This window comes from Nostoc sp. (assembly GCF_036917435.1).
Classification (GTDB): domain Bacteria; phylum Cyanobacteriota; class Cyanobacteriia; order Cyanobacteriales; family Nostocaceae; genus Nostoc.
In genome coordinates, this window is record NZ_JBALDM010000012.1 from 56,772 (window position 1) to 76,701 (window position 19,930).

Below are 19,930 nucleotides of genomic sequence, written 5' to 3' on the forward strand. Positions count from 1 at the left end.
TAATCGATAAAACTCCAAAAACATACTTGGGTGACACTTACAGATTAACTACTATAAACGTTAAATTCAATTCTTTATTCAGACTTCATACCTTGAAAGAATATTTCTCTTTTTAATGCTCCCCAAAAGAATCTTGATAGACATAATTGTGGATTGCGAAATAACAATTCTATCATTAGAGAGAAACTTCGCTTTTTATTAGATAAAGCTTCAGTAACTATTTGGAATGACTCAACTTGTTTGAGATGCCAGCTAATCTGAATTTTTTCAATTGGCTGAAAATCCGAATATAATTTTCCACAGACTTTTTTACCTTCTTCTACAAATAACGATTGATATTTCATCGTTTTTGCATCAGGATGAACTAAAAACTTGGAAATTATGTTCGGTAAGGTAATAATATTGACATTGCGTAACTTCACTAATACTTTTAGATAAAAAGCCCAATCAAAAGCATAATTCAAGTCCTCACTTAAGTATCCCATCTCTTGCACTAAAGATAGTCTTAAGAATGCAGAAGGTTGACTTATCTGTAAACCAAACTGACCGTCATTAATAAATTCCAATGGATTTTTGGGTATCCTGGGTACTAAATGATGTAATTTATCCCCAGATGATGCATCAACTCCAATTGAAGAGCCTATTAATATATCAGGTTGGTGTAAATTCCATGATTGGGCAACATCATATAATGCATTAGGAAGAAGTTGGTCATCGGAATTAATCCAATTAAAAATATCTCCAGTGCAGTGTTTTAATCCTCTATTAATTGCAGAGGTTTGTCCTTTATCTTTTTCACTTACCCAATAATCAATAAAATCCTGATATTTTTTTATAACTTCAACTGAGTTATCACTGGAACCACCATCAATGACTATATACTCTAAATTTGGATAGCCTTGTAGTAGAATAGAGCGAATTGTTTCTTCTAAAAAATGACCATAATTGTAATTAGGTGTAACAATACTGATGTGAGGCCAGTCAGAACCATTAGACATTTTATCTGGAATATTCTCTGGCTGTTCTGTCCAAGGCCATCCTGTTTTGCCTGGTGGTGGAGGTGGTAAGTCTTTTAGTCTCAATGCAGTATGAATTGTCATGTTTTAACTTGGGATAGATAAATATGTGATTTTGGTTTTTGAGAAGCTAAAAGCTAATATATATCTGAGCAAAAATTACTATCTATCATTGTTATGATAAATGTGTTTCTTAACAAGAGTTTCTACTTTCCTAAGACTTTATAATATAGCTCTAGGTATCGTTGAGCTTGTAGGTTGAGTGGGTATTCTTCTAGCGCGATCGCTCGACAATTTTTACTCATTTGTTCGCACTGGTTGCTATCTTCTAAAAGCTGGACAATACCGTTAGAGAAATCTTGAGCATCCTCTGGCAATGCTAAGTAACCTGTAATACCTGGACGGACTAAATCTGGAACACCACCAATTTTAAAAGATACCATTGGAGTGCCGCAGGCCATACTTTCTTGCAGCACCAAGGGTAGATTATCTGCACGAGTTGGAAAAATGAATAAGTCAGCCGCAGAATAAGCAATGGACTTAAGGCGATCGCTACTGACATAGCCAAGATTCAGGGTTGGCATTCCCACATATTCTGAGATAGCTTCACCGCCATGACCAATGGTCAGAAGTAAAGTCTCAGCTTTCAGCGACTCTGGTAAATGCTGTAGAGCTTTTAACAAAAAATTACCACCCTTACGAGTATCCATAAGAGTATCACATGCAAACATCAAAACTTTTTTGCCTGACGGAATGCCAAGGAGCCAACGGCATTTTTCAGGTTCGAGAGGTTGATAAGCTTCTAAATCTATCCCATAGGGAATGTGATAAATAGGGAAACGGTTGAGCATACTTTGCTTCGCTTGCTTAGTAAGCCAGTCGCTAGGAGTCACTATGGTGAGGTTAGAGCGACTATAAACCCAGTTTTTTAGCTTCCACTCTAGGTGTGTGTTATCTCTAGCAATGGCTGGATACTCATTTGGATAAGGACATTTACCACAACCGATTTTCCAGCGATCGCAATCATAGCTATAGGCGCAATGTCCGGTAAAACTCCACATATCGTGGAGTGTAAAAACAGCAGGTTTGTTTTTAGTCAGTGAGGGAATTGACAAATAATTAAAATAACCAGTATGCAGGTTATGAAAATTAATGATATCTGCCTCTTGATAAAAGCTATGTTTGGCAATATCAAAGCTGCCAAGCACGTTAATATAGTTCAGCCCAGAACGTCCAGTAAAGCGATAAAGTTGATTTTCGATTCGGCGCTTCGATGGGACAGCCGCCACGCGATCGCTGCTTGTTTTAACTCCTCCTACCAGCAAGCGCGAATTAATGCCTTGAGCTAATAAACCTTGATGAAGTCGGTAGCCTGCGATCGCGGCTCCTCCACCAATATCTGATTGATTAATATGCAAGACGTTCATGATTTCAATAATGCTTTCAATTCATTGACAAATACTCCAACCGGATCTCTTGGGATTAACTTTCTTACATTTATGGCAGCAGTCTGTCCTATTTCATACCAAGAATATCGCTTTTGCCAAGCTCGCTCTAAAGCATCATCTAAACACTCTACTTTAGGAGCTACAGCAATAAATCCACTAACTCCATCCTCGATTAACTCAGCATTACCAGCCACATCTGTAACTATGCAGGGTCTAGCACATAACATGGCTTCAACTATAGCAATAGGCAAACCTTCATAACGAGAAGGTAAAATTAGCGCATGGTGCGTTTCCCAAATAGACTCTACCTTATCAACAAATCCATAGAAATTGACATTTTCTAGATTCCAGATTTTTTTGAGTTCGTATAAAGATTTCTGATTAGCCCCTTTCCCAAATAGAGAAATTTCAATAGGTCTGTTTTGCCACTTATCAAGCTTAAAAGCTTCAAGCAACAAATCTTGCCCCTTCGCAACAGGTTCTAAGCGACCAACACAAGCTAGTTTAAAAGTTTTATTGTCTTCAGGCCAATTAACTTGAATATCGTAAGGAACTTTAAACGGATTTGCTACAACTGTGGCATTTTCCAGTTTCACTGCTAATTGTTTTTCTGTGAGTTTTAAATTAGCATTTGATATGAAGAAACAACGTTTAGCTAATATATAAGCTTTAGCAAATCTTATTGCTATATCATCTGATGGCCAAAAATTCTCTGCTGCTGCTTGAGGAATCAAAACAAATGGAATATTCTTAATTATACAGGTTTCCATCCAAGTTAAACCTTCAATACTATTACCTTGAGAAATAATAACTAATTCGGGTTTAAAGTTTTTTAGAAAAACATCTGCATCACTGGGATTATAAAACTTAGATATTCCTCTCTGTATTATGCTCTTTTGCCATCGACGTACAACTATACAACCAGATTGTTCAATCTCTGAGACTTGCTTGGCTTCAGATTTCCATCCTTTAATACTTATACCTACATTAAAGCCCTGCTTAACCATGCGGATGGCAGTCTGCGACCAAAGTTCTTCACTTCCTCCCCAAGGTGCATATTCGTTAGTAGAAACGAAAGCAATTTTCATAAGTTCAATATCATTAGTTCTTGATATAGTTTACATATCTAACAAACAGTTTTTTCAAAAACTCTATTTTGAATACTCCGGCTACTCTAATAAATTGTTTCAATAACTCTCTTTTGACCACTCTGGCTAATCTGATGAGATATTCTACATCTGAAATTGGTGGTAAACTTGGTTTCGGATTGGGAATATGGAGTATTTCAAAAATATTGTTTAAAAAATTTAACCTATTCAAACGGATTGATAATAGATAGTTGCGTAATACTAGTCTTGGACTCTTGTAATTTTTCTCTTTTTTTGCTAAAGATTGATAGCTTGAAGAAGCTGCATTACTCAATCTTTCTGCCAAAGTAAATTGTTGGCAGGCTTGAAGTAAAATACATAGATTATTAATCCAATCAGTAAAACTTCGGTGAGGAAGTTTGTGGATACTATAACGTGGTTTTGATAATTCACTTTCCATTTCAAGAAGATTCTCTCCCTGATTTTGGAGAAAATTCATTACCCAACGAATACGAGCTAGTTCAGGATGAAAAAGCAGTGGAAACTGATCAGCACGGATTCTAGCATCATCAAACTTTCCTTGACAAAGGAGGCAAATAATCAAATAAGCCCATTCTACTGGATCAGGATCTAAGGCCTTGTACTCCTCAAGAGTATATCTAATTGGTTGAATAATCCAAGAGAGAGCATTTTCTGCGTTTCCTTTGTAAAGATTACACAGTGCTAACTTTAGTTTAGGTTCGGGCATCCAAGAAATATAGGTAAAAGATTTGAGATACAATGACTCTGCTTCTTCATATTTCCCAGCTAATAGTTTTTCATCTCCTTGGCGTAAAAGCTGTATAACTAATCCATCACATATAATGTGAGAATTTTGAATTCCTAATGATTTTTCTACAATAGTCAGTGGCTGAAAAGGATTTGTCTGGATAATCTTTTGCGTAGGTTTGATATTTTTATAGAGATTAAACCATTGAAAAATTTCATCTCGCTGTTTTAAAGTGTGGCGAGAATGAACAAGCTGATATCCGGCATTGGTAATTTTTTCAAGTTCATCTTTGTGTTTAAATAAATAATCAAGCTTATCTAATACATCTATTTCATCAGCAAACACGCAATTTTGCATATCTATAAAGCCTGCGGCTTCAATAGCTGGAGTTTTTTCTGTAATGAGACAAGACTTAGATGCAGGTATCTCAAAATGTTTGCGAACAACTTCTTTTTCTGCTGAACCACAGGTTGGTACAAACCAAGAAGCATTTATTGTTCTGGCATATTGTTCGCCATACAACATTCTTAATGTAGCACGTTCATCGTCATAGCCTAAATGAGGGCAAATTAGTGAGGGATAATGTTGAGTAACAATCTTATTAACTCGTTCTCGCCAAGGATAAAGCACGTGTTGGCGACCTGTAATCAGTAAGGGGATTATCTTACTTTGACCATAATCTTGATATATGTCAGTGTCTATAAAATTTGGCCATACAAATAAGTTTTCAGCAATGTCTGGTGTGTGTTCAGATGTAGTAGTACAAATAGAAAAGAAAGTTTCTATTCCCCAACTTTCCATATCAGATAAAAACCCTGCACGGGCTTCACACCAAGAGTCCCCATTATGAAATCCCAGTTTGGGTACTTCTTGGTAAGCATTAGTATTTTTAATATTAAGCCGTTGACAACCTCGATAATTAACACCACTTTCAAAAAGTGTTAAGTCTGGTTGATATGTTTCACATATCTGTTGGTAGTCACAATCTTCATTAATTACAATTACGTTAAAGAATTCTGATAGACATTTAGCATGTTGTTGTCTATGTAGCAGCACAAATTTAGGCACACTAATTTGCTTAAATTGAAAAAATACCAGCTTTGGTTTTTTGGTATTATCCATATATTTTTTTTGCTAACTACTATTTAATATTGGGCAATAAATTATATTCAAAACTGACGCGCCTTTTTCAAGTCCTTCTGATGGTTCTTTTTCTCACCTATTTCTCCACATGAGTGGAGAAATAGGTGAAAATTTACAGCAGGAGATTATTCAAAGGCTCGTTGTAGTACTAGGGAGAGAACACAAACTTTTCGACTGCAAAGTTCTTTACTGATTCCATCTTGCCAGTTCCCACGTCTACTGTATACATAACATTGTTTTTTCTACTACTGTCAGTAGCAAGCGCATACAGTTGGCCAGAAGCAGAAAAGCCCAAATCTTTAACATCGTTGATAAGAGGCTGTCCATTAATAGACAGTGTGATCAGTCTCTTAATTTTGACCTTGCCGGTAACTGTGGCCTTCTCCTGCAAGTTCATCGAGATTAAAATGGGGATACCTTCCGAACTGATCTCGGTTGCGAAAATATTTCCCTTGGCATCTTGGCATAGGTTAGCGAATCTATGGTTGTTCGGTAGTGTGGGTAGGGACAGATCATTACTAGAAAGAATTTTTCCAGTTGTGAAATCGATCGTTTTCAGATAAAAAGGTGGAATGCCCCTAGTTCCTATTAAGCATAGAAGTTGATTATTGGGAAGACTTACCAAACTTTCAAGAGTTTGATCAGGATTCTCGAAATCTAGTACTTTTTTCGCTGTGAATTGGCCCTTACTAGCACTTCCAACAGAATACGTAAGATAGTTGTTCTCACCATTTCTCGTGCTAGATACTGTAGCAATTACAACAGTTTTATCTCCAAGTACTACCGCTTTCGCAATCCGGTCAGAGTCAGCTAAAAAGAAGGCCCGAGGTTGAGGTTTTTGTTTTACAGCCGATAGATTCTCAACGGGCAGAGATTGCAGAGTAACTTTAGAAACAACAGAAACAGCAGAAACAACTTTTTGAGCTAGCTGATTAGCAGAGATAACTTTTCCTGTCGGCAGAGTAGCAGTATTCAGTTCCACCGATGGAGTTTGACTTTCTCGATTTCGAGTATCCGATGTAATATTGGATACACTAGAGATGTTTACTCCAAAAAGAGACTCCTCACTTGAGTCGCTTTGTTGAGCAAACGCCTTACTAGAGATGTCGGCAACAACAGTGGAAGTCAAACTGGCAGCTACTAACTTGCCAAATTGTCGACGTTGCAGTGGTGTCATTTTTGTACTCCTGTGTGTGTGATGCTTTAAGGAACAATGAGGTTTGCATTTGGTGCTTGGGGTTTAGCTCCCATATCTGCTAAAACGTTTACAGTCATTTGCTTGGCGCGAGTATCTTCCCTAGGTGTGGTGACACCATCACTATCTAACCCCCACGCCCACTGAATGGTGCCGGAGGCAAAGACTTTAGCCCCACTACTAGCCGTGTAGCGGGCTGAATATGCTTTGGTAAAATCTTGGTTGGCAGGGAGACCTGGTTCGTTAGGTGGTTCGTCGAAGGTTGGCAATAAGGTAGAAGGTACGACTGTTGACTGAGACAAGGTGACTAGTCCGGCAGGAGAAGACCCATTACTCACGATAAAATCCCATTCGTAGCCCACTAATAAAGTCAGTTGATCCCCATTCTTAAGTCCCGTGTTTGCATAGTAAGGATCACTGCTGTTAGTTACAACAAAATTAAAACCACCATAAAGATCGGTGTCGCTACCGTACATGACTCCTAACAAGGCGTTTTCTGGTCGCTGGTTCTGGAAACTGCGGAATTTATTAGTGGCTACTGATGAACCCTGCTGCTGGGCGACTGGATCTAATGACCAATCTTGTTTGTAGCATGTCATCACTCGGTTGGGCTTTATTTGCCCAGCAGCGAGGGTAGAATTTTCAAACCTCACTCGCCAGTAACAAGTATTGGCAGAGAAAAATCCCAAATTAACTCCATTATTGCGAGCAGTTTCAACAGCATCGCGCATTTCTTTAGACCAGTACTCATCGTGACCCACAGACAGAAATACTTTATGATTGAGCAATTTTTGCCCATTGGTGTGAACCTGTATGCTCTCTGTGTAGGTAACATTGTAACTTTGAGATTCCAGCCAGCGCACCATATTGTATTCCCATCGTAGGGGAGAGTCGGTTTCAGTGGACTCTTGATAGGTTGCCTGGGAAAATGGACGGTCAAAGGAAACCTTGTAAGCTCTCCCGCTCGGACTGGTAAAGTCGTATAAACTTTTACCGCCCATTGTATTATATGCTTGGACGCAAGAAACAGCGCTTTGGAATAAAATTTCAGCAGTACTGCTATCATCGCGGACGACAAACCACACGTGCGCTATTTTGCTACTCGTCTGGTCAGTCAGCTTGGCGATATAAATACCGCTAGTCCAGTTACTGCTTACCTGCAAGACGTAGGAAGTTGTCCAGTTACACTCGGTCAGTCCGGTGGTGGAGTCTTGGGTACAAGCGGCTTGAGGCGTACCATTGAGCGGGCCACTGCTGGCCATCAATCTTCCTCCTGTGCCACCATAGTAGCCCAAGCGATACACATCGATAGTATACTGTCCCGCTTGTCCAAGGGAAACCTTAATATCCAGAGATTCCCCTTTATTGACACTGGTCGCCGAGGCATAGCCGGCGATCTGATTGCTACCCCGGTTGTCAAGCTTCCAGTTAGTTGTGCCGGCATTTAAGTTTTCCAAATAGATAGGATTACCGCCTCCTACTGGAGTCGCTGAAGCTGAGAAGGTTATACTGCCAATGCCTAATGCCGTCGCTGTGACTACAACCCCTCCAGGTGCGCTAGGAACCGATCCCAGCGTCAAGGTTGTACTTGCTTGACCGCTAGCATTAGTTACTGCACTGGTGGGAGAGACTGATCCTCCGCCACTAGTAATGGCAAAGTTAACCGTCACCCCTGACTGAGGACTGTTTTGAGCGTTTACGACTTGCACGACTAGGGGATTGGGCAGAGTCGCTCCAATCGCACCAGTCTGACCGTTGCCACTGACTTTAATTAAGGTGCTACCGACAACAAAGCCGATGTCGCAATAGTAGTTACTATTACGATAAGAACTGGTTGGGAAAGAATTCGGAGTCGTATTGTACACCCCATTGTTGCCGTCTGCTACTGAGCTAAGATCACCACTGACTATGGAACTGGTAAGCTGATCAGAAGTGATGACGTAATAGGCATTTGCGTTGATAGAAACCACATAAGTTGTATTAGCTTGAATACTGAGTGGTGTGCCCAGAGCTTGATTCTGCCAGCCAGAAGCCGTTTCGCTAGTAAAACTGACGCTTGTCAAGAGCGTTCCTGTTGCCGTCCATATTTTGCCAATATGAGTTCCTGTCTCGCTAGCGGCTTTCCAGAAGCGAATGGCGGTAATCTGTCCTCCTTTGGCACTGAGGAATTTCATCCCTAATTCGTAGGGAACGTTATCAGTGAAATTCGGAAGATCCGGTACTTGAGTTGTCAAGACATTTTGGATGCTCACTGGGGGGTTGGCAGTAGCAGAGAAGGTAACGCTACCTATGTTGGTGGCTGTCGCACTTACGGTATTAGTTACAGAACTTGTCGCCCCAGGACTAGCTCCCAGCGTTAAGATGGTACTAGCCTGACCGCTTGCATTGGTTACTGCACTAGCGGGCGAGACTGACCCTCCGCCACTGGTAACAGCAAAGTTCACCGTCACCCCAGATTGGGCATTACCAGCATTGTTTTTGATCTGAACAACAAAGGGGTTGGGTAAGGCAGTTCCCACTGCACCAGTCTGATTATCGCCGCTAATTTTGGTAATTGTTGGCTGGACAACAGCCACAAAGTTGATGTCACGAAAATAGTTAGTATTGCGGTAGGAATTAGTTGGAAATGCTCCAGCAGTGCTATTAAACACTCCGTTACTGCCATCTGCTACTGAGCTAAGATCGCCATTGACTATGGAACTGGCCAGCGCATCATTAGTGAAGACATAATACTTTTTGACGTTGACAGAAACGACATAAGTCGTATTAGCTTGAATGTTAACTGGTGTAGTCAAAACCTGATTCTGCCAGCCAGAAGCCGTCTCGCCAGTAAAAGTAACGCTTCCCAAGAGTGTTCCCGTTGCATTCCATATTTTGCCAATATGAGTTCCTGTTTCGCTAGCGGCTTTCCAGAAGCGAATGGCGGTAATCTGTCCCCCTGTAGCACTGCGGAATTCCATCCCTAATTCGTAGGGAACGTTATCAGTCTTATTTGGAACACTTGGTACTTGATTGGTAAAAAGTAGAGGCATAGCTATTTCCTATGAAGTTTAATTACTACGGATAATTAAAATGTTGTCAGGAGAGGTTCTCATACCAATTTGAAAAAAGAATGTTATGGATGGATAGGGGCACAGTCAATGTTCTCTAGTAAGAAATTAATGTGTCGCAAAAATTATTCAAATTGGTATAAGTTTGTCGTCTCAAGTAGATACACGTCTGGAAGCAATTTCCACCAAAGGAATTTTTTTCCCTAAATCTGACAAGCCATTTTCAAAACTTTCACTACATAATCCTGTTCCTGTTGAGTCATCTGATGAAACAGGGGTAGTAAGACAGTATGATCTTGTGCTTGTTCACTCTCAGAAAGGCGATCGCACTTTCCAATTTCACACTCACAAGTTTTTGGCTTAACTCCGCATGACCAAGCTTCATTTTGATAAGCAGTTTCACGGTGAGCGCACATAATCCCGCGTCGCGTGGAAATGCCAGCATCTAACATTTCCTGCATTACTTTTACTTGGTCATATTTCTCTGTTAGCCGGACACAAAAACTCTGCCAGTTACTCTTTGCCCAATTTGGCTGAGTTGGTAACTTTAATCCCGGCACGTCTGCTAGCTTTTCCTGATATTGCTCTGCCAAATAACGCCGCCGTTCCAAAATCTCTGGTAGACGTTTGAGTTGTTCTCGCCCGACTGCTGCTTGGATATCAGTCATGCGATAGTTGTAACCCAGGGCTGGGTATGACTCAAATATTACCTGTTTCGCTCCGTGGCGGACAGTATCGGGGATGCTCATTCCATGTTGTCGCCAGAGGCGAAACTGTTTGTCCCATTCGGGATTATTTGTGGTAAGCATCCCACCGTCACCTGTGGTGATGACTTTGCGAGGATGGAAGGAAAAACAGGCGATATCCCCATGCGGCTTGCCAATTTTTTCCCACTGTCCATCCCAGAGAATTTCACTACCGATCGCACAAGCTGCATCTTCAATAACTGGCAAATTGTAGCGGTGGGCAATATCCAGGATGGCTTTGAGGTCGCAAGGCATCCCGATCTGGTGGACAATCAGAATGGCACGGGTGCGATCGCTAATCACATCCTCAATTAACATCGGATTAATGTTGTATGTCTGTGGTTCAATATCCACAAACACTGGTATTGCACCGCAGTAACGGATACTGTTGGCAGTGGCAATATAAGAATGACTGACGGTAATCACTTCATCCCCAGGTTGCACACCTACAGCTAATAGCGCTAGATGCAATGCTGTGGTGCAATTGGAGACAGCACAAGCATATTTTCCTCCTACATAAGTTGCAAACTCTTGCTCAAAAGCGGCGACTTCTGGCCCTTGTGTTACCCAACCAGACATAATCGCACGGCTAGCTGCTTCAGCCTCAGCCTCACCTATCCAAGGTTTAGCGATCGGGATAGACTGCATTTTCTCAGACATTGCTTGCTTCCTTTGCCAATTTCTGTTCGCGCCACCAACTGACTAACCGACGCAATCCCTCTTCTAGAGATACCTGCGCCTCAAAACCCAGCAATTGTTTGGCTTTGGTCACATCTGCCAGTCGGCGTGCTACGGGGTTGACTTTGCGTTCTGGGCCATATTCTGGCTGTAAATCTGACCCCATGACTTTAGCCAAACTATAGGCTAGGTCATTCAGGCTGCTTTCCACATTACTGGCAATATTAAACACGTCATCAGTAACATCCGCTTTGGCAGCTAAAATATTCGCTCTGGCAATGTCTTCAATATATACAAAGTCCATTGTCTGTTTGCCATCACCAAAAATCAGTGGTGGCTGACCTGTAATAATGCGCTCCATCCAGCGAATTAATACTTCAGTATATACACCGTAAATATCCATGCGCGGCCCATAGACGTTAAAGTAGCGTAATGCTACATAGTCCAGCCCATACATATCGTAAAAACTGCGTAATAAGCCCTCGTTAAAGACCTTTGCTGCACCGTAAATAGTGCGGTTGTTGTAAGGGTGATGAGATTCAGTTGTTGGGAACTCCTCTGCCATGCCGTAGATTGAGGCTGACGAGGCGGCGACTACCTTTTTTACCCCGGCTTTCACTGCTGCTTCCAAAACGTTGAAAGTACCATCTGCCAAAACTTCCAAAGCTAGACGTGGTTCTTCAGCACATTGCGTAATGCGGATTGCTGCTTGATGAAAGACTATATCCACGCCTTGCATAACTTCACCAAGAAGTTTTTGATCCCGGATATCGCCTTCTACAATTACCAAAGGGCCATGTTCTTTTGCCCAAGCAAGGTTTTTCAGTTGTCCACGGGTGAAGTTATCTAAAACAATAATCTCTGAGACTCCTTCATTTACCAATAAATCGGCAATATGGGAACCGACTAAACCTGCACCACCTGTAATTAAAATTCGTTTATTTTGCATTTTCTTTTAGTTTGATAATTTCTTCTTCTAAAGTTTGAATACGATTGAGTAAATCAGATCCATGTAGTCCAAATGTACTTTTTACAGACTTGATTATATTTGCTGGGGCTGTCCTTTCCTCACCGATAAATTGCACTTCAAAAATTCTGAGTATACTGTCACCTGTGAGGATGTCGATAAAACCTTCTGTTTTAGATATACTAATAACTCTACCAGGTATGCGTCCTACATAAGTAAGGGGTTTGTCTACAGGCTTTGCTTTCCAAATTAATAGTTTTTTCCCCTGGAAGTATGTGTAAGCACCTGGAAATGGAGAAACTAATGCTCTAATCAAACTACTAATTTTTGTAGTCGAATCTGACCAATTAATTTCACCATCTTCAGGAAGACGAGTACAACCATAAGTTGCCTCATTACTATTTTGTACTACACCTGCATAACCCTCTAACGCCTTAACAACTATTTCTCCTAAATTTTGCTGCTGGATTTTATTGAGGTTTTCGTATAAATCAGCGACTGTATCATCAAATTTAATCGGAATTAGTTGTTGAAATAAAATATTTCCTGCATCCAATTCTGGTTCTAGTTTATGTATAGTTATTGCGGCAGAAGGTTCATCATTAATAATTGCCCAGTTCACATTTGCACGACCCCGATATTGGGGCAAAGGAGAATAATGGACATTAATAAATGTAGACATTCCAATTAATGATGCCGGCAAGATTTGATTATAGGAAGAAACTACCACGCAATCTGGCTGAAATTTTGAAATAAGCGATTTAATCTCTCTTTGTAATGTATTTGAAAATATGGGTATGTTAGCTTGTTGAGCCAAACTAATCACAGGATCATCTTCAGAGATATTTCGTACCACTCCTTGAACATGGCACTTAGACATTAGGGATTCTAGGGCACTTAAGGTAGTCGTACCTATCCCAATTAACAATACATTAAACATTTAACACCTAGTACTCATAGCAGTTGTACAAATGCCATCGCTGAGTTGCTATCCTGTAAGGATTGTCGATAAATAACTTCTGCTGCTTTTAGCCCACCTGTTTGCAGACGGATAATCGGTTCTGGCCCTACTGCTGAGGGCAGAATAGCCATGTGTCCTAGTTTTGGCTCAACTTCTGGGCATACTAGTATTTGATAAGATGCAAAGGTTGCTCGATCAATGTCTCCCCAGTACTGGGCTACAAGGGTTCCTGGCCAATACTTGGCAATGATACTGGCATCTCTAGCAGTTAATACTGGATCTGGGCGTGGTTGCATAGCCACTAAAATCGCATCATAGGTTTTGTCTGTAGGTGCTGCGGCAATATTATCAATGGTGTCTACATTAGCTCCAGCATTTACTAAACCACGTTCAATAAATGAACTAAATGGGTTATCACATAACAATAAAATATTACTTGTATAAACAGCAATTCCTTGATCTAGTAAGAGCTTGACTGCCATGATTCCCAAGAAGGAAAATACATCTACTGAGGGGTGGCGTTCATTTACACCTACTACTTTGATGCCTCGATGTTGACACGCTATGATATCTACATCCTCTGGTCTAAACTCCCACGCTTCGTACATTAGACCAATGACTGCTGTAGGCTTCATCCAGCCAATCATTTTTGGATCAATGGGGCGAATGTGTCCGCTATTAGTGATAATGTCAGCTTGGGCGACAATATCTTCTGTTTTTTCTGTGATGAATTCCAGCCGCTCACTGACTCCTGCTAGTTCAGCTAGTTCTAGTATCTGAGCTTTGACTGCTTCTATAGTCCCATAACGAGTAGTGCGAGTCAGCGCGAACACCTTTTTTGCCCCGGCGATCGCTGCTACTATGGGTGTCACTGCATAAGCTCCTGTCGCAGCTTCTGTAAGTACAGTTAAATTATCAAGTTGCAAATCACAACGATCAACCGCCTGCTGAATCAGCCTGATGAGGCGTTGAGGGTTTAAACCAGGGCGAGAATCTGACATTATACAGTTACTCCCTGAAGAATGCTCTGAAAACTTTCTCCAACAGTATTAATTTGTGTTGGTGTAAGTTCTGCATACATAGGCAGCGAAAGTACTGTATTAGCAGCTAATTCTGAGTGAGGAAAGTCACCTTGCTTGTAGCCCAAGTCTGAATAAGCTGCTTGCAGATGTACTGGAATTGGGTAATGAATACCTGTCTGAATTTCCTGCTCTTGCAGACTTTGTTGTAGGGCATCTCGCTGAGGCGTTTGCACGGCGTAGACATGGTAAACGTGACGGCTGTAAGGCATGACAGTAGGTATACTCACCCCAGATTTTGCCAAAAGTTGGTCATACTGGGCTGCGTGCCTTCTTCTCGCTTCTGTCCACTCTTCGATGTAGCGTAACTTCACCCGTAAAATCGCTCCCTGAATACCATCCATGCGATAGTTGTAACCTTTCAGGACATGATGATACCTGCGCTCTTGACCCCAGTCGCGCAGCATTCCCATAGTATGGGCATATTCAGGATTATTGGTTACTGCCATACCTCCCTCGCCGTAAGCCCCTAAATTCTTACCTGGGTAAAAGCTAAAACAACCAATGTCACCGATACTACCTACGCGCTGCCCCTTGTACTCAGCCCCGTGAGCTTGGGCGGCATCTTCTATAACGGCTAAACCATGACGACGAGCAATATCTAAAATTGGCTCCATGTCTGCTGGTTGACCGTACAAATGGACTGGTAGAATCGCTTTGGTGCGTTCTGTTATCGCTTTTTCAATTTGGGTAACATCTATTGTGTAGGAAACAGGGTCAATATCTACGAAAACGGGTGTGGCTCCGGTATAACAAATTGCTGCTGTGGTTGCAACGAAGGTGAAAGGTACGGTAATCACTTCGTCACCAGCACCAACGCCAGCCGCTAATAATGCTAAATGAAGGGCGCTAGTACCTGTATTGACAGCAATGCCATAGTCTGCATTGCAGTAACCAGCAAACTCTTCTTCAAAAGCTTTGACTTCATTGCCTAAGATGAATTGTGTACTTGCAAGTACTTTCAAGACGGCAGTATCAATTTCGTCTTTAATACTCAGGTATTGAGTTTTTAGGTCTACAAATGGAATCATGCTGCTACCTCTGCCACATTCAGTTCAATTAATCGGCCTTGCTGCTTGAGAGACTGGGATGCAGCTTCGAGAATTCTGACTACCCGTAGTCCTGCTTCTCCATCAGTAATTGGGCGATCGCCTTTTTCAATACAATCAATGAAGTGCAATCCCTCTGTTTTTAATGCTTCTGTCATATCTAACTTGGGTGAGTACATATCCCCTGTGCGATAGCCAATCATCATTTGGTACACGCTTTCGGAGTTCCCATTGACTGTAATCCCCTTGTCGTAAATTTTGACTTTCTCACTTGGCTCTAAGTCATCGTAAACAATCATCCGTTGACTACCACCAATCAATGTACGACGGATTTTTACTGGTGCTAACCAGTTGACATTGATGTGAGCAATGAGATTCTTTTCAAAAAATAAGGTTAAGTAAGCAATATTTTCTGGTTCTCCAGGAACATGACTAATGCCTGTAGCTGAGACAGCATAAGGTTTGGATGGCAGTAGGTAGCTCATGATTGAGAGATCGTGGACTGCCAAATCCCAGATTACATTAACATCATGCTGAAAAAGTCCCAGATTGACGCGTACAGAATCATAGTAGTAAATATCACCCAAGGAGTTAGTGGCGATCAAGTCGTGCATTTTGCGTACAGCACCCGTATACACAAAGGTGTGATCGACCATTAAGACTAGGTTGCGTTTTTCTGCCTCTTCAATCAGCCGCATTGCTTGCTCGGAGGTAGTTGTCATTGGTTTTTCTACCAGGACATGTTTACCAGCCTGCAATGCTGCTAAAGCTAATTCAAAGTGAGTTGAAACTGGCGTGGCGATCGCTACAGCGTCGATTTTAGGATCTGTAAATATGTCTCGACAATCTTTAGTGACTTGAATTGTCGGATAACGAGTTTGCACCTTTGCCAATAGTTGTGGGTTAAAATCACTGACTGTTCTAACCTGAACTCCTGGCATCTCTACAAAATTTCTTACCAGATTCGGGCCCCAATAGCCATAGCCGATAACACCGATATTAATAATATTTGCCATTGTTTTTAACTAATCAAAATTTATTTTTTATGGATTATTAACCAATGCCACTAAAAGACGATCCTAAGCTAATCAGCATTTAAGTTGCATAAAAGCAGGGCTGAAGCCCTTACTAAAAGCGAATCATTCTGGAAAAATGAATGACGATTAGCTTAGTTTCTAGGTGAATTGTAAATTACTTTTATCTTTGTAAGGCTTTAAAATCCACCAATAATTTACTCAATATCTATGAATAGATTGCGTACAAAACTTAAGGCTTTCACAAACTACTAGCTGATATTTCTAAATTTTGGCGATCGCCTACTGCGGGACGTAGCTCATCGCGCACATCCCCAATCATACGGGCGGGGACTCCAACTACAATTGCATAATCAGGAACATCATGAGTTACAACTGCTCCAGAACCGACGATCGCTTTTTCACCAATAGTTACACCTGGTAGGATTGTGGCATTACTACCAATGGATGCACAGCACTTCACTAAAGTCTTGACTGTATACCAATCATCTTCAGTTTTTAAACTGCCATCTTCATTGGTTGCACGAGGATAAAGGTCATTAGTGAACATCACTCCATGACCAATAAACACTTCATCTTCTAAGACAACACCTTCACATATAAAACTGTGGGATGAAATTTTACACCGATTTCCTACCGTGACATCTTTCTGAATCTCCACAAATGTACCAATTTTCGTATCATCACCGATAATGCAACCGTATAGGTTTACAAGATGAGGATGAAAAATCTTGACGTTTGTGCCTAACCTGACATCATCATTTACAGCCATTACCCAATCTGCCTTCAAATTAATACTTTTCTACTGTTTGCCAAATAGCATCTTCTAAATAAGTACACTCATTAGCTTGCCATTGATACTCTGGACGCTCAAAAGTATGCATAGTCACTTCAAACGGGCAAATCTCCTTCAGATTTTCTAGTAGAGTTTCGCTGCGCCGCTCAGAAAACCATGTTGTTAAGGTATATGAACCCATATAAAGTCGCAATTTGGGTATTTCACATCGAATAACATGAGTTCCTCGCTGATGACGAAAAGGCGCATCAGAGAAAAACCAAAAAATATTAATAGGCTGTTGCAGGGCATTTACTATTTGAAACGAAAACCATAGACTTTCATGGGGTTTCTCTACGTGTAAGGCAAACTCAAAGGTAATCGGTTTTCCCCAACAGTGAATTCCTTCTCCCTCAGATGTGTCTGCCCTTACCCAAGCTACATGATTGCCAGTTTTGTTAACAGGAGCTTGGTAATAACCGGGTGATACAGAATCATCTTTGTCACTAGCCAGATATAACTGTACTGCTTTGCCAGTATGACCATCAAACTGAATGCTACCTTTAGAAAGCAGTATGCAACGTTTGGTGAGTTGATTAACAGCTTGCATACTATGACTGACGAATAAAACTGTTCGTCCTTCTTTGGTGGCTACATCACCCATTTTCCCTAAGCACTTCTTCTGAAATGCCGAATCACCCACAGCTAGAACTTCATCGACAATTAAAATTTCTGGCTCTAAATGGGCTGCAACGGAAAAAGCAAGGCGGACATACATTCCTGATGAGTAGCGTTTTACTGGCGTATCTAAAAACTTATCAATTTCAGCAAATGCTACTATCTCATCAAATTTCTTTTTAATTTCGACTCTACTCATTCCCAGAATAGAACCGTTAAGATAAATGTTTTCTCGTCCCGTAAGTTCTGGGTGAAATCCTGTTCCTACTTCTAATAAGCTTGCTACCCGCCCTTTAATACCGATACGTCCCGTTGTTGGTTCGGTAATCCGGCTCAGAACTTTCAAGAGGGTGGATTTGCCAGCACCATTGCGTCCAATAACACCAATAGCTTCGCCTTGTTGAATCTCAAAGGAAACATTTTTTAGTGCCCAAAATTCCTCTCGCTTTGGGTTGGGCATTTTTTTGCCCCCAGGTTTGGTAAATGCCTTGGCAAAAGATTTAGCACCATCGGCAATTACATCCCGTAATGCTTTGTAGCGAATTTCTTGCTCTTGCTGGTGAGCGATAATATATTTTTTGCTTAAATTCTCAACACTAATCATATTCTCAGACATCTGCACAGTTCCTTACTAAATTACGTCAGCAAATGTCCGTTCCATTTTGCGGAAGTACCAAATGCCAGTTACTAGTAATAGAGCAACTAGTCCTAGAGATAGTGCGAATCCAGCCCAGTAAAGTTTGGACTCTCCTCCTAAGATTGCCCAGCGAAAGCCATCAATAACGCCCACCATTGGGTTCAAATAATAAAGCAAACGCCATTGTTCTGGCACAACGCTACTACTAAAACCGACGGGTGATATATATAGACCAAACTGCACAATAAATGGCACAATATAGCGGAAATCTCGATATTCCACATTCAAAGCTGCCAACCACAGCCCGACTCCCAATGAAGCAGCAAATGCAATGCTTATAAATAAGGGTAATGATAATATCCGCCAAGTGGGAACAAAATTATACCAGGCCATAAGCCCTAAGAGAATTATCGCAGAAACTAGAAAGTCTACGAAGCTAACAATTACTGAACTCGCAGGCACAATTAAGCGCGGAAAGTATACTTTAGAAATCAAGTTAGCATTAGTAATTAGACTATTGCTACACTCACTTAAAGAACTAGAAAAAAATTGCCAGGGTAGCAAAGCAGCAAATACCAGGATTGGATAAGGTGCTGTTCCCTCTGAAGGTAATTTGGCCAAATTTCCGAAGATGACACTGAACACAATCATTGTCAAAAATGGTCGAATTAGTGCCCATAGCATACCAATTACTGTTTGTTTGTAGCGCACTAGAATGTCACGCCAAGCTAAAAAATAAAATAGCTCTCGATAGCGCCACAGGTCTTTCCAATACTGCTCTTCACTACGTCCAGCTTCAATTACCAATTCTGGTTTTGAGCTAATTCCTTTACTACTCATAATATTGATTAAAGACCACTGCTTTTAAGCATTAATTTACAAATTGAAAATCTTTGATGTTGTGATAGTTAAGCATCTTTGCCTGCTTGCGAGTAAATTCTCCAACAGAAGGGTTTCCTTCAGGATTGATTACTCCTGTTACTTGCTGCCAAAGCTCTTGTGGCGCTAGAGAAACTTTATAGGTGCGTTCGTTTGACTTACACACGTGATACCACTTTGTTTGCTGACAGTGGTCACACCAAAAGGCTTCCAACCATTCTCCTCCTATACTAACTGTAGTTTGTTTTGCTACCAGCATCAATGCACTCCGGCGACTCATGCCCCGTTGCTGCAACTGTCCTGCTTGGTCGGCAAACAATTGATATTTTTGACTCCTGCTTTCAAGGTAACAGCCATGATTGGGACAATAGATATCACGCCGTTTTGAACGTTTCCGATTTCGGTCACACCTTCTCTGCAATTTGACCTCCCACTTCAGTAAATAAACAGTGAAATTCGGAAGGTTACGTTGGAGGAACTGAGATCAAAAAGACCATCGAAGCTCATCTCCTAAAGTAAAAAACTAAGTTCTATTTAATTAAACTAAGCTGATTGAAAAATATTCTAAAATCAAAAATTTATTCTTTGAAATTTGGCAACAAGTTTAACCTCGTCATTAGGCAATAAGATTACCTAACTTGTATCGAAAGTGTTATTTACAACTATCAATATGTCTTAAAGCATAACATAGCTTTGACTACTTTATATTATCTTAATCCAACTTATTACAATCATAAA

At 40.9% G+C, this 19,930-nt stretch carries 16 protein-coding genes; all 16 read right to left on the reverse strand.

Annotated elements, in window-relative coordinates:
- Nucleotides 1-74: 74 nt before the first annotated feature.
- Nucleotides 75-1,100 (reverse strand): glycosyltransferase family 2 protein, encoded by a 1,026-nt coding sequence (locus tag V7K98_RS04890; RefSeq protein ID WP_335019703.1) that lies wholly within the window; start codon nt 1,098-1,100, stop codon nt 75-77.
- Between the two features lie 122 nt (nt 1,101-1,222).
- Nucleotides 1,223-2,443, reverse strand: coding sequence for a glycosyltransferase family 4 protein (locus V7K98_RS04895; protein ID WP_335019704.1), 1,221 nt, complete (start codon nt 2,441-2,443; stop codon nt 1,223-1,225).
- A complete protein-coding gene (locus tag V7K98_RS04900; RefSeq protein ID WP_335019705.1) occupies nt 2,440-3,552 on the reverse strand; it encodes a glycosyltransferase family 4 protein in 1,113 nt (370 codons plus the stop codon). The genes V7K98_RS04895 and V7K98_RS04900 overlap by 4 nt, the downstream gene beginning before the upstream one ends.
- Nucleotides 3,553-3,565: 13 nt before the next feature.
- Nucleotides 3,566-5,443: a glycosyltransferase gene (locus tag V7K98_RS04905; RefSeq protein ID WP_335019706.1), complete on the reverse strand. Its 1,878-nt coding sequence runs from the start codon at nt 5,441-5,443 to the stop codon at nt 3,566-3,568.
- 169 nt (nt 5,444-5,612) lie between these two features.
- A complete protein-coding gene (locus V7K98_RS04910) occupies nt 5,613-6,641 on the reverse strand; it encodes a hypothetical protein (RefSeq protein ID WP_335019707.1) in 1,029 nt (342 codons plus the stop codon).
- A 26-nt stretch (nt 6,642-6,667) separates the two neighbouring features.
- On the reverse strand, nt 6,668-9,691 hold the full coding sequence (locus V7K98_RS04915; protein ID WP_335019708.1) for a N,N-dimethylformamidase beta subunit family domain-containing protein: 3,024 nt from the start codon (nt 9,689-9,691) through the stop codon (nt 6,668-6,670).
- Between the two features lie 221 nt (nt 9,692-9,912).
- Nucleotides 9,913-11,115, reverse strand: coding sequence for a DegT/DnrJ/EryC1/StrS family aminotransferase (locus V7K98_RS04920; protein ID WP_335019709.1), 1,203 nt, complete (start codon nt 11,113-11,115; stop codon nt 9,913-9,915).
- On the reverse strand, nt 11,108-12,082 hold the full coding sequence (locus V7K98_RS04925; protein WP_335019710.1) for an NAD-dependent epimerase/dehydratase family protein: 975 nt from the start codon (nt 12,080-12,082) through the stop codon (nt 11,108-11,110). The genes V7K98_RS04920 and V7K98_RS04925 overlap by 8 nt, the downstream gene beginning before the upstream one ends.
- A complete protein-coding gene (locus V7K98_RS04930; protein WP_335019711.1) occupies nt 12,072-13,040 on the reverse strand; it encodes a methionyl-tRNA formyltransferase in 969 nt (322 codons plus the stop codon). The genes V7K98_RS04925 and V7K98_RS04930 overlap by 11 nt, the downstream gene beginning before the upstream one ends.
- Before the next feature lie 14 nt (nt 13,041-13,054).
- Nucleotides 13,055-14,062 (reverse strand): hypothetical protein, encoded by a 1,008-nt coding sequence (locus tag V7K98_RS04935; protein ID WP_335019712.1) that lies wholly within the window; start codon nt 14,060-14,062, stop codon nt 13,055-13,057.
- Nucleotides 14,062-15,171 (reverse strand): DegT/DnrJ/EryC1/StrS family aminotransferase, encoded by a 1,110-nt coding sequence (locus V7K98_RS04940; protein ID WP_335019713.1) that lies wholly within the window; start codon nt 15,169-15,171, stop codon nt 14,062-14,064. The genes V7K98_RS04935 and V7K98_RS04940 overlap by 1 nt, the downstream gene beginning before the upstream one ends.
- Nucleotides 15,168-16,205, reverse strand: coding sequence for a Gfo/Idh/MocA family protein (locus tag V7K98_RS04945; RefSeq protein WP_335019714.1), 1,038 nt, complete (start codon nt 16,203-16,205; stop codon nt 15,168-15,170). Before V7K98_RS04945 ends, V7K98_RS04940 begins: the two co-directional genes overlap by 4 nt.
- Before the next feature lie 259 nt (nt 16,206-16,464).
- Nucleotides 16,465-16,995 (reverse strand): acyltransferase, encoded by a 531-nt coding sequence (locus V7K98_RS04950; RefSeq protein WP_335019715.1) that lies wholly within the window; start codon nt 16,993-16,995, stop codon nt 16,465-16,467.
- A gap of 19 nt (nt 16,996-17,014) precedes the next feature.
- Nucleotides 17,015-18,292 carry an ABC transporter ATP-binding protein gene (locus V7K98_RS04955; RefSeq protein ID WP_335019716.1) on the reverse strand — a complete coding sequence of 426 codons (1,278 nt, stop codon included), beginning with the start codon at nt 18,290-18,292 and terminating at the stop codon, nt 17,015-17,017.
- A 15-nt stretch (nt 18,293-18,307) separates the two neighbouring features.
- The gene (locus V7K98_RS04960) at nt 18,308-19,153 is read right to left on the reverse strand and encodes an ABC transporter permease (RefSeq protein WP_335019717.1); all 846 of its coding nucleotides are present in this window, start codon (nt 19,151-19,153) and stop codon (nt 18,308-18,310) included.
- Nucleotides 19,154-19,184: 31 nt separating this feature from the next.
- Nucleotides 19,185-19,613, reverse strand: coding sequence for a hypothetical protein (locus V7K98_RS04965; RefSeq protein WP_335019718.1), 429 nt, complete (start codon nt 19,611-19,613; stop codon nt 19,185-19,187).
- Nucleotides 19,614-19,930: the final 317 nt, after the last annotated feature.